Annotated in this window: 15 protein-coding genes; 12 read left to right on the top strand and 3 right to left on the bottom strand. The window is 63.9% G+C overall.

The window, feature by feature from the left end:
- Positions 1-290 precede the first annotated feature (290 nt).
- The 7 genes from rpmH to ACESY8_RS08640 all read left to right on the top strand — a co-directional run bounded on the left by rpmH (position 291) and on the right by ACESY8_RS08640 (position 4,438).
- A complete protein-coding gene (gene rpmH / locus ACESY8_RS08670; protein ID WP_006570963.1) occupies positions 291-425 on the top strand; it encodes a 50S ribosomal protein L34 in 135 nt (44 codons plus the stop codon).
- A gap of 94 nt (positions 426-519) precedes the next feature.
- Complete coding sequence (gene rnpA / locus ACESY8_RS08665; protein ID WP_009257126.1) at positions 520-867, top strand: ribonuclease P protein component; 348 nt, start codon at positions 520-522, stop codon at positions 865-867.
- On the top strand, positions 868-1,086 hold the full coding sequence (gene yidD / locus ACESY8_RS08660) for a membrane protein insertion efficiency factor YidD (protein WP_007490869.1): 219 nt from the start codon (positions 868-870) through the stop codon (positions 1,084-1,086). It begins immediately after the preceding gene.
- 30 nt (positions 1,087-1,116) lie between these two features.
- Positions 1,117-2,541 (top strand): YidC/Oxa1 family membrane protein insertase, encoded by a 1,425-nt coding sequence (locus ACESY8_RS08655; protein ID WP_054338951.1) that lies wholly within the window; start codon positions 1,117-1,119, stop codon positions 2,539-2,541.
- A 37-nt stretch (positions 2,542-2,578) separates the two neighbouring features.
- Entirely contained in the window at positions 2,579-3,340 is a 762-nt protein-coding gene (gene jag, locus ACESY8_RS08650) for an RNA-binding cell elongation regulator Jag/EloR (RefSeq protein WP_054338950.1), read from the top strand.
- Positions 3,341-3,431: 91 nt separating this feature from the next.
- Positions 3,432-4,232 (top strand): YlmH/Sll1252 family protein, encoded by an 801-nt coding sequence (locus ACESY8_RS08645; RefSeq protein ID WP_054338949.1) that lies wholly within the window; start codon positions 3,432-3,434, stop codon positions 4,230-4,232.
- On the top strand, positions 4,232-4,438 hold the full coding sequence (locus ACESY8_RS08640) for a DUF896 domain-containing protein (RefSeq protein WP_007490878.1): 207 nt from the start codon (positions 4,232-4,234) through the stop codon (positions 4,436-4,438). Before ACESY8_RS08645 ends, ACESY8_RS08640 begins: the two co-directional genes overlap by 1 nt.
- Positions 4,439-4,489: 51 nt before the next feature.
- Here the strand turns inward: ACESY8_RS08640 and ACESY8_RS08635 are convergent, their stop codons facing one another.
- Together ACESY8_RS08635 and ACESY8_RS08630 are read right to left on the bottom strand one after the other, a co-directional pair.
- Entirely contained in the window at positions 4,490-4,759 is a 270-nt protein-coding gene (locus ACESY8_RS08635) for a DUF1294 domain-containing protein (protein WP_021629991.1), read from the bottom strand.
- Positions 4,756-5,394, bottom strand: coding sequence for a hypothetical protein (locus ACESY8_RS08630; protein ID WP_009257132.1), 639 nt, complete (start codon positions 5,392-5,394; stop codon positions 4,756-4,758). Before ACESY8_RS08630 ends, ACESY8_RS08635 begins: the two co-directional genes overlap by 4 nt.
- Before the next feature lie 125 nt (positions 5,395-5,519).
- Between ACESY8_RS08630 and ACESY8_RS08625 the strand changes: the two genes are divergently transcribed.
- Together ACESY8_RS08625 and ACESY8_RS08620 are read left to right on the top strand one after the other, a co-directional pair.
- Complete coding sequence (locus ACESY8_RS08625; RefSeq protein ID WP_054338948.1) at positions 5,520-6,875, top strand: MATE family efflux transporter; 1,356 nt, start codon at positions 5,520-5,522, stop codon at positions 6,873-6,875.
- A complete protein-coding gene (locus ACESY8_RS08620) occupies positions 6,872-7,252 on the top strand; it encodes a DUF5655 domain-containing protein (RefSeq protein ID WP_021629994.1) in 381 nt (126 codons plus the stop codon). Before ACESY8_RS08625 ends, ACESY8_RS08620 begins: the two co-directional genes overlap by 4 nt.
- 27 nt (positions 7,253-7,279) lie before the next feature.
- Here the strand turns inward: ACESY8_RS08620 and ACESY8_RS08615 are convergent, their stop codons facing one another.
- Positions 7,280-8,047, bottom strand: coding sequence for an SDR family NAD(P)-dependent oxidoreductase (locus ACESY8_RS08615; RefSeq protein ID WP_024723919.1), 768 nt, complete (start codon positions 8,045-8,047; stop codon positions 7,280-7,282).
- Between the two features lie 178 nt (positions 8,048-8,225).
- Between ACESY8_RS08615 and lexA the strand changes: the two genes are divergently transcribed.
- The 3 genes from lexA to ACESY8_RS08600 all read left to right on the top strand — a co-directional run bounded on the left by lexA (position 8,226) and on the right by ACESY8_RS08600 (position 9,874).
- Positions 8,226-8,840, top strand: a complete 615-nt coding sequence (gene lexA, locus ACESY8_RS08610; RefSeq protein WP_007490892.1) for a transcriptional repressor LexA — start codon at positions 8,226-8,228, stop codon at positions 8,838-8,840.
- 96 nt (positions 8,841-8,936) lie between these two features.
- Positions 8,937-9,125, top strand: a complete 189-nt coding sequence (locus ACESY8_RS08605) for a DUF6440 family protein (protein ID WP_007490894.1) — start codon at positions 8,937-8,939, stop codon at positions 9,123-9,125.
- Positions 9,122-9,874 (top strand): exodeoxyribonuclease III, encoded by a 753-nt coding sequence (locus ACESY8_RS08600; RefSeq protein ID WP_054338947.1) that lies wholly within the window; start codon positions 9,122-9,124, stop codon positions 9,872-9,874. Before ACESY8_RS08605 ends, ACESY8_RS08600 begins: the two co-directional genes overlap by 4 nt.
- Positions 9,875-9,906: the final 32 nt, after the last annotated feature.

Genomic DNA, 9,906 nt, shown 5'->3' with positions numbered 1-9,906 from the left:
AACCAGAGCCTTCCGGCTCCACGGGCGGGGACACGCCCCGCCCCTACGGGTGAGTGTTGGCCGAGCGGGCCCAATGGGCACAAGATGTAGTACCCGGCGCGGAAGCAGGCCCAAACCGCAAAAAAAGATTGCAAAAATGGTGTTGACAGGCTATTTTGAGATAGGCTATAATATCATCTGCATCGTGCAGGCCTGCACGGTGTAAAGCAGTTTACTTTGACGACCGCAGCCGGAAGGCTGTTGTGGTGGGCGGCCCTGCCGCCGGATTACAGTACAGGAGGTGTACCGACATGGTCCGTACCTATCAGCCCAAGAAGCGCCAGCGCTCCAAGGAGCACGGGTTCCGTAAGCGTATGCGTACCGCCAACGGCCGCAAGGTCCTGGCTCGCCGCCGCGCGAAGGGCCGCGCCCGTCTGACCCACTAATGGGTCCGCGAATGGAATAGGGCTTTCAGAAGGGGCGGGGGAGTTTTCCCACCGCCCCTGCGCAGCATACGGAGAAATCGAGGAGGCGGCAGGCGTGGAGCACACCGTTTCGCTGAAACTCAATCACGTGTTCCGCCGCCTGTACGGAAGGGGAAAGAGCGCGGTGAATCCGTGCCTGGCCGTCTACTGCCGGAAGAACAACCTGGGCTACAGCCGCCTGGGTCTGACGGTGGGGGTCAAGCTGGGCAAGGCCGTGGTGCGCAACCGCACCCGCCGCCGAATCAAAGAGGCCTACCGCATCCATGAGGGGGCTTTTTTCCCCGGCTACGACATCGTGGTGGTGGCCCGGGTGCGGGCCGCCCACAGCCGTTACCGGGAGTTGGAACGCTCGCTCCTGTCTCTGGCGGACAAGCTGGGCCTGCTCCGGAAGGAGGGGGCCTGATTGAAGCGCCTGCTTCTGGCCCTGATCCGGGGCTACCGCACGTACATCTCTCCCTCCCGTCCCCCCTGCTGCCGGTTTATCCCCACCTGCTCGGCCTATGCCCTGGAGGCGGTGGAGAAATACGGGGCGTGGAAGGGGGGCTTTCTCGCCCTGCGCCGTATCCTCAAATGTCAGCCCTTCCACAAGCAGGTTTCCATTGAGTACGATCCGGTCCCGTAAGGGGCTCAAACTGAACTTGGAGGCGCGCAAATGGATTTTGCACAGATTATCCTCTCCCCCTTTGTGTGGCTGCTGACCTTCTTTTACGATTTTTTCGGCAGTTACGGCATCGCATTGATCTTATTCGCGGTCGTTGTCAAGCTTATCCTGTTCCCGTTTGCGCTGAAGGGCAAGCGGAGCATGATTCAGATGAACATGCTTCAGGGCAAGATGCAGAAGCTGCAGAAGCAGTACGGCAGAGACCGTGAGCGCTATAATCTGGAGGTCCAGAAGCTTTATGAGCGGGAGAAGGTCAACCCAATGGGCGGCTGCCTGTGGTCTTTTCTCCCTCTGCTGATTCTGATTCCCCTGTACGCCATCATCCGCCAGCCCATCAAGTATATGATGGGCATCAACGATGTGGAGATACTCAACCAGATTGCCCAGGTGGTGGACTGGAACTCCATTGCGGTGAGCAACGGCTGGATCAAGGAGGCCGGCGAAGCTTTCTCCAATGTGGGCTATAACCAGCTTTACCTGTCCTCCCTGATTACCCCGGAAAACCTGGAGGCGGTCAAGGCCGCTGTGGGTGAGGTGGGCAGCCGGATTTTCGCCGTCAACTTTGATTTCCTGGGCCTGGTGGATCTGGCCCGTATTCCAACTCTGAAATTCTGGACCGTGGCGGGCGGCTTCGCCCTGTTCCTGCTGCCCGTGGTGTCCGCCGGCTCCAGCCTGGTGTTTTCCTTCATCTCCATGAAGACAAACGCCGTCAACCAGCAGGCCGCCCAGGCGGGGAACAACGCCAGCATGAAGTCCATGATGATCATTTCCCCCCTGATTTCCCTGTGGATCGGCTTCTCCATGCCCGCCGCCCTGTGCCTGTACTGGATTGCCCAGAACCTGCTGAGCATGGTGCAGGAGTTCATCTGCGGCAAGCTGCTCAAAAAGGACTACGAGAAGGCCGCCGCCGCCCGGGCCGAGCAGGAGCGCCTGGAGAAGGAGGAGGAGAAGGAGGAGCGCCGCCGCAAGGCCGAGGAGCGCGCCCGCCGGATCGAGGAGGCCAAGCTCAACAAGGGCAAGAAAAAGAAGACCGAGAAGAAGCACGACGAGGACGAGGACAAGATCCCCGGCTCCGTCAAGGAGCACAGCCGCGTGGGCCTGCGCCAGTATGCCCGCGGACGGGCCTACGACCCCTACCGCTACAGCGAGGAGGGTCCCACCGCCTACCCCGGAGAGGCCCCCATCTTCCCGCCCAGATCTGACTCCCGCGCGCTGAAGCGGGAGGCCCATGAGATTGAGGAGGAGCTGCGGGAGATCCACACCGACGAGGCCATTGAGGACGCCATTCTGGAGGAAAAGGCCCTGGAGGCCCCTGTCCAGGAGGAGACGGAGGTTGTCTCCGCCGGGGAGGAGTCCGAGGCCCCCTACGCCGAGGAGTCCGAGGCTGAGGACGACACCGACAAGACAAAGGAATAACGGCCCTGCCGTGGATTCATAAGGAGAGATGCCCATTATGCTGAAATGGATCGAGAGCACCGGCAAGAGCGAGGAGGCCGCCATCGAGGCCGCCCTGCAGAAGCTGGGCATGGACCGGGATGAGGTCTCCGTGGAGATTCTGGAGCGGGCCAAGTCCGGATTTTTAGGCATCGGGAGCTGCCCGGCCAAGGTCAAGGTGAGCTATGAGGCCCCCGACGAGCCGGAGGAGCGCCCCGCTCCGGCGGAAATTACCCCTGTCGAGGCGGAGCCAGTCAAGGCGGCGGAGCCCGCCGTCCGGGAGGAGGCCCCCTCCCCCGCCGCCCCCGTGGCCGAGGGGGAGAAGGCGGAGCGCATCGACGCCTTTCTCACCGGCCTGCTGGCCCAGATGGGGGCCGAGGCCAGACCCGTCATCCGGATGGATGAAAACGGAACCTATCAGGTGGAGCTGGTGGGCCGGGAGCTGGGGGGCCTGATCGGCCGCCGGGGCGAGACCCTGGACGCCATCCAGCAGCTCACCGGCTACGCCGTCAACCACGGCCAGTCCAAGCGGGTCCGTATTCATGTGGACGCCGAGGGCTACCGGGCCAAGCGGGAGGAGTCCCTGGTCCGCCTGGCCCAGAAGGTGGCCGGTAAGGTGGTCAAATACCGCCGCAACGTCACCCTGGAGCCCATGAACGCCTATGAGCGCCATGTGATCCACACCGCCCTCCAGGAGACCCCGGACATCACCACCTACTCCATCGGTACTGAGCCCAACCGCCGCACGGTGGTGGCGTACAGCCGGGGCGAGCACCGCTGACTCAGAGAGAGCGGCGCCCTGCGGAGACAGTTATGACAAATGGAAAGGGCGCCCGTCGGGGCGCCCTTTTTCCACAAGCGAGGAAGTATGTGTGAATAAAACGGAACTGCTGAATAAGCTGGCCCGGGACAACGGGGAGCGGCTGCTCCTGGCCCGGGCGCTGGACAAGCTGGAGCTGGCCCGGCAGCGGAACATACCGACCTGTACCGGCTTTTTATCCCCACAGGAGCGGGCGAGTGTGGAAAACCTGCTCAACGCCTGCGGCCATCCCCGCCACATCTTCTTCGGCGGGTACGAGGGAGCGGAGCGCACCGTATGCGCCTTCCTGCCCGACTGGCAGGAGGCGGAGGACTGGCAGGGGGACGGGGAGAGCTGTCCCGTCCGCGCCCTGCGGTGCACCTGGAGCGGCGGCCAAAAGCTTACCCACCGGGATTTCCTCGGCTCCATCCTTGGCCTGGGCCTGGACCGGGAGAAGGTGGGGGATCTGCTGGTGGGCGACGGGCGCTGCGACGTGCTGGCGCTGGAGGAGGTCGCCGACTTTCTGGTGTTCCACATGGAGCAGGCGGGGCGTGTAAAACTCAAGTGCTCCCCTCTGCCCCTGGACCGGCTGGAGCCCCCGGCGGTGGAGACCAGAACCATCCGGGACACCGTCAGCTCCCTGCGGCTGGACGCGGTGGCCGCCTCCGGCTTCTCCCTGTCCCGGGGCAAGGCCGCCGACCTGATCGCCTCCGGCCGGGTGCAGCTCAACCACCGGGAATGTGTCAAGCCCGACCACGCCGTGGCCCAGGGGGACGTGCTGAGCTGCCGGGGGCTGGGCAAGTGCGTGCTCACAGAGGTGGGCGGCCCGTCCAAAAAGGGGCGTATTCTCATCGTATTGGAGCGGTATGTATAATGGAACAGGCAAAAATCGACCGGATCAATGCCCTGGCCAAAAAGGCCAAAAGCCCTGAGGGCCTCACCCCGGAGGAGACGGCGGAGCGGGACCGGCTGCGGCGGGAGTATATCGCCGCCTACCGGGCCAGCCTGGTGAGCCAGTTGGAAAACACCTATATCGTGGAGCCCGACGGCACCAAGCATAAGCTGGGGAAAAAGCCGTGAAAAAAGGCCGCCCCTCCGTTGGGAGGGGCGGCCTTTCCGGCACATCGGAGGTCAAAAAACACGTATCGCAATCCACGTGCCCAGGGCGAGCTGCGCCAGCAGCAGGGCGGGCAGGCCGTACCTGAAATACCAGTGGCGGGTCTTGTGCCGGAAGGTCCACATACCCAGGAGGGCCCCCGGCGTGCCGCCCAGCAGGGCTACGCAGAAGAAGGCCCTCTCGGGTACCCGCCAGCGGTTGTGCCTGGCCTTCCACTTGTCCACACCCATGAGGGCAAAGTCCAGGAGGCTGGCGCACAGCACCCAGAACAGAAAATACTTCATGCCGGGTCCCCCAGGGCGGCCACAAAGCCGCCCCGCCGCTTGGTGGTCTCGTACCAGAGCCTTAGATCGATGCGCAGTGCGCTGCCGCTGTCCAGAATGACCGCCGTGGTGTCCTCCAGAGCGGTGATGGTGACCCAGTGCCAGTAATCCAGCTCCTTCACCCTGCCGTTGTGGAGGTTGAGGAAGGCCACGGGACAGTCCCGCTCCAGGGCGCGGCGGACAAAGGCCTCGACCTGCTCATAGGGCGGGCGCTTGGTGCGGGCGGAGGGGAATACGAACAGGCCGGGGGTCAGAGTGAGGCCCCGGGCGGCGGCAAAGGAGGCCATGCCCTCCGCCATCTGCTCCGGCCGGTTGAGACCGTGGGAAACAGGGGTCACGTGCTCCCACACCCGGCACATCAGGCCGGTGAAGGAGGCGCGGTCCATGGCCCCCTCCGGGTAGAGGGGGGCCAGCTCCGGCCGGGTCCGGGCCAGATAGGAGAGGATGACGGCGGCGGCGGTGGGTCCGCAGCCCGCCCGCTGCTGCCACAGATCGGGAAACCAGTCCTGATCCGCCCCGTGGGTCACGGCCCCGTCAGGGCCGGTGATATCCATCCACGCGGGATGGGCGATGGAAACATGCGCGCTCAAGGTCACATCTGCCTTTCTTTTTGGGTTGACTGTGCCCAGTATAACACCCGCCGCCCGGCCCGTCAAAGGTTGTCTTTCCGCCGGGGGCGTGCTATACTGTCCGGGTACGAAACAAAAAGGAGTGTACCGCCATGTCCCAGCTCTCTCTCACCGAGGGAAATGTCAGGCGGGCGTTAAGCCGCTTTGCCATCCCCTTCCTCGGTGCTTCCCTGCTGCAATTTCTGTACGGCGCGGTGGACCTGATCGTGGTGGGACAGTTTGCCGACCAGGCGGGCATCGCCGCCGTGTCCACCGGCAGCCAGGTCATGCAGGCGGTGACCAATTTTATTATCGGCCTGTCCACCGGCGGTACGGTGCTGGTGGGGCAGTACCTGGGCGCCCGGCGGGGGGAGGACGTAAACCGGGCCATCGGCACCCTGTTTTCCCTCTTTGCCCTCATCGCCGTGGTCCTGGCGGCCGCCTTCGCCCTGTCCACCAACGCCATTGTGGCGCTGATGCAGGTGCCCGCCGCGGCGGTGGCGCCCGCCCGGCAGTACCTGTTTATCTGCGCCTGCGGCCTGGTGTTCATCACCGGCTACAATATGGTCAGCGGCGTGCTCCGGGGCCTGGGGGACTCCAAGCGGCCCATGTACTTCGTGCTGGTGGCCTGCATCATCAACATCGTGGGGGATCTTCTGCTGGTGGGAGTGTTCGGCCTGGGGGCGGCGGGGGCCGCCCTCGCCACCGTGGCTGCCCAGGGGGTGAGCCTGGCCCTGGCCCTGGCGGTACTCCGCCGCCGGGACTTCCCCTTTGATTTTAAGCGGCGTTCCTTTCGGATTCAGGGGGACAAGGCGGCCCGCATCCTCCGCCTGGGCCTGCCTGTGGCGGTGCAGAATGTGCTGGTTACCCTCTCTTTTCTTATCATCACCGCCATTGTAAACCACATGGATGTTCTGGCCCAATCCGCCGCTGTGGGCCTGGTAGAGCGCATCACCGGCTTTATCATGCTCTTCCCCATCGCCTTCCAGTCGGCTATTTCCGCCATGACCGCCCAGAATATGGGTGCGGGCCGCCCCGACCGGGCCCGGCAGGGGCTGAAATACGGTATCCTGTTTTGTCTGGCGGCCGACATCGCCATGTTTGTCCTGGTTCAGCTTGTCCCGGGGCTGGCCATGCGGCTGTTCACCCCCGATGCCGAGGTGATCTACCACGGGGTGCTCTACCTGCGCACCTACAGCATCGACTGCATTCTGGTCACCTTTGTGTTCACCCTCAACGGTTTTTACAGCGGCTGCGGCCGCACCGGCTTCACCCTGTTCAACAGTTTGGCATCCACCTTCCTGGTACGGGTACCGGCGGTATTTTTCATCAGCCTGCTCCCCGGTGTCACTCTGCTGCACATCGGTGTGGCCGCGCCGGCGGCCTCCGCCATCCAGGTGCTCCTCCAGCTCCTCTACTTCCGCACCGGCCGGTGGAACCACTCGGTTCTGGGGGAGGCGCAGACATGACCGCCGAAGTGCTGGCCTTCCTGGGAGGCGCTCCGGGCCCCATTTCCCTCTTTGAGGCATGGGAGGAGGCCGTCCTGGCCTGCGGGGAGAGCACCATGAAGGTGTCCAAAACCCAGATTTCCTGGGGAAACCCCCTTCAGTTTGCCGTTCTCTCCCAGCCCCGGCGGGCCGCCCAGCGGCGGACCGGGGCTCTGCTGGCCACCCTGGGGCTGGGCCGCCGGGTGGAGCACCCCCGCATCCTCCAGGCCGTGGAGCCCTATCCCGGCCGCTGGACCCACCATCTGCTCCTGACCGCACCGGAGGATGTGGACGGGCTGCTGGCGGCCTGGCTGGCCGAGGCCTACCGCTTTGCCAGGGAAAAACAGAGGCGCGCCTGATCTCAGGCCCGCCTCTGTTTGGATGTGTCAGGGACGCAGACCGCTGCCGCCCTGCATGGTGATGGTCTCACCGGAGATATACTTGGCATCCTCTGAGCACAGGAACACAGCGGTGCGGCCGATGTCCTTCTCCGGGTCGCCGAAGCGACCGGCGGGGATGCCCTTGATGGTCTGCTCGTATACCGCCGGATACTCCTCCCGCCACTTCTTGAGGGCGTCGGTCATCACCAGGGGGCAAATGAGGTTGCAGTTGATGCCGTCGGGGCCCCACTCGGTGGCGGCCACACGGGTCATGCCCCGGATGCCCTCCTTGGCTGCGGCGTAGGAGGACTGGCCGGGCTTGCCGAACAGGCCCGCGCCGGAGGCGAAGTTGACCACGGAGCCCTTCGTCTCCTTCAGGTAGGGGTAGCAGTGCTTCATATAGAAGAAGGCGGCGTACAGGCCGGAGTAGATGGCCTGGTCAAACTGCTCCTTGGTGTGCTCGGCCAGGGGGACGCCGGAGGCCGAGTTCTGGGCGTTGTTGATCAAAAAGTCGATGCGGCCCAAGGTGTCCGCCGCCTGCTTCACCACGGCCGCCACCTGCTCCTCCACGCCGCCATCGGCCTGGCAGGCCAGCACCTTCACGCCGTAGAGCCGCTCCAGCTCCTCCTTGGCGTCGTCCAGCTTCTTGGTGTTCCGGCCGGTGATGACCAGATTGCAGCCCTCCTTGGCGAAGGCGGTGGACAGGCCGTAGCCGATGCCGCCGCCCTTGCCGCCGCCGGTGATAATCGCTACTCTGCCGTCAAACTTACCCATATCGTCTCCTCCTTGAACTTTTTAGTTTTATTTTGATACTATTTGTATCATACTCCTTTCGACGGCGGATTGCAAGAGAAAACTACCTCTATACGGCGGTTTTAGGGAACATATGTTTGCATTTTAACCCAGGCTATGCTATACTGGCTTGGGAGTATACCAATAAGGAGGGTCTGCCATGAAAACGCTCTCGCCCAAGCAACAGCAGATCTATGACTATATCGTTTCCTTCTCCGGCCTCCACGGCTATCCCCCCTCGGTGCGGGAGATCGGGGAGTATGTGGGGCTCAAGTCCCCCTCCACTGTCCACTTCCACCTGAAGGGGCTGGAGGCGGCGGGGCTGATCACCAAGGCCGAGGGAAAGACCCGTGCCATTACCATCAGCGGCCCACACCCGGGCGCGCCGGAGCCGGCGGGAGAGGAGCCCGACCAGGTGCCTGTGGTGGGCAGTGTGGCCGCCGGAGCCCCCATTCTGGCCCAGGAGTGCATTGAGGACTATCTGACCTTTGACACCGGAGGACTGACAGGGGAGCACTTCGCCCTGCGGGTACGGGGGGAGTCCATGAGGTACGCGGGTATCCTCCCCGGCGACCTGGTGGTGGTACACCAGCAGCAGGACGCCCGCAGCGGGGAGATCGTGGTGGCCCTCTTTGAGGATGAGGCCACGGTCAAGACCCTGCGCCGCAGGGACGGACACACCTGGCTTATGCCGGAAAACCCGGACTATGAGCCCATTGACGGCGACGGCTGTACCATTCTGGGCAAGGTGGTGGCCGTGGTGCGGAGGTACTGAGGTTGAGTCCTGTGCCGAAGCCCGGTTGGATGAAACAATGAATAAGGGATTATACTGCTCATGTCCGCCCGCAGGCGGAAGAAAGGAGCCTGACCGATGGGAAAGAACGACCGCTTTCAGATCATCTATACCCAGGGGATCACGGATATCACCCGTATCCTGCTGGACACCCGGACGGGGGTGCTCTACCTCCAGACGGTGAGCGGCTATGCCGGCGGCCTCACTCCCCTGCTGGACAGCGAGGGCAGGCCCATGAAATGGCTGCCGGAGGAGGGAGAGGCATGAGACTGGTTACCTGGAACGTCAACGGCCTGCGTGCATGCCTGGGCAAGGGCTTTCTGGACTTCTTCCAGCGGGTGGACGCCGACGTGGTCTGCCTCCAGGAGACCAAGCTCCAGCCCGACCAGATCGCGCTGGAGCTGCCCGGCTACCGGCTCTTCTGGAACAGCGCGGAAAAGAAGGGCTACTCGGGCACGGCGGTGTTCACCCGGGTGGAGCCCCTGTCCGTCACCTGCGGCATCGGTCTGGACGCGCACGACCACGAGGGCCGGGTCATCACCGCGGAGTTCGACGGCTTCTTCCTGGTCTGCTGCTACACCCCCAACGCCCAGAACGAGCTGGCCCGCATCGACTACCGGATGCAGTGGGAGGACGACTTCCGGGCCTACCTCATAGAGCTGGACAAAAAGAAGCCGGTGGTGCTGTGCGGCGATCTCAACGTGGCCCATGAGGAGATCGACCTGAAGAACCCCAAGAGCAACCGGGGCAACGCGGGCTTCTCCGACCAGGAGCGGGGCAAGATGACCGAGCTGCTCTCCAGCGGCTTTACCGACACCTTCCGCGCCCTCTACCCCGACCGGACGGGGGCGTACACCTGGTGGAGCTACCGCTTCAACGCCCGGAAGAACAACGCGGGGTGGCGCATCGACTACTTTATCGTGTCCGACCGCCTGCTTCCCCGGGTGAGGGACAACATCATCCACGCGGAGGTGGAGGGCAGCGACCACTGCCCCGTGGAGCTGGTGCTGGACTGATCATCCAAAACGAAGCCCCCCCCCGCGCGCGC

The organism is Clostridium sp. ATCC BAA-442, from assembly GCF_964239415.1.
GTDB classification, from domain to species: Bacteria; Bacillota; Clostridia; order Oscillospirales; family Oscillospiraceae; genus Flavonifractor; species Flavonifractor plautii.
This window is presented reverse-complemented; position numbering and strand designations above follow the sequence as displayed.

Coding starts and splice junctions, on each gene's coding strand:
- lexA (WP_007490892.1), top strand. CDS start 8,226: ATGAAAACGCTCTCGCCCAAGCAACAGCAGATCTATGACTATATCGTT.
- jag (WP_054338950.1), top strand. CDS start 2,579: ATGCTGAAATGGATCGAGAGCACCGGCAAGAGCGAGGAGGCCGCCATC.
- ACESY8_RS08655 (WP_054338951.1), top strand. CDS start 1,117: ATGGATTTTGCACAGATTATCCTCTCCCCCTTTGTGTGGCTGCTGACC.
- ACESY8_RS08640 (WP_007490878.1), top strand. CDS start 4,232: ATGGAACAGGCAAAAATCGACCGGATCAATGCCCTGGCCAAAAAGGCC.
- ACESY8_RS08615 (WP_024723919.1), bottom strand. CDS start 8,047: ATGGGTAAGTTTGACGGCAGAGTAGCGATTATCACCGGCGGCGGCAAG.
- ACESY8_RS08625 (WP_054338948.1), top strand. CDS start 5,520: ATGTCCCAGCTCTCTCTCACCGAGGGAAATGTCAGGCGGGCGTTAAGC.
- ACESY8_RS08605 (WP_007490894.1), top strand. CDS start 8,937: ATGGGAAAGAACGACCGCTTTCAGATCATCTATACCCAGGGGATCACG.
- ACESY8_RS08635 (WP_021629991.1), bottom strand. CDS start 4,759: ATGAAGTATTTTCTGTTCTGGGTGCTGTGCGCCAGCCTCCTGGACTTT.
- ACESY8_RS08620 (WP_021629994.1), top strand. CDS start 6,872: ATGACCGCCGAAGTGCTGGCCTTCCTGGGAGGCGCTCCGGGCCCCATT.
- ACESY8_RS08600 (WP_054338947.1), top strand. CDS start 9,122: ATGAGACTGGTTACCTGGAACGTCAACGGCCTGCGTGCATGCCTGGGC.
- rpmH (WP_006570963.1), top strand. CDS start 291: ATGGTCCGTACCTATCAGCCCAAGAAGCGCCAGCGCTCCAAGGAGCAC.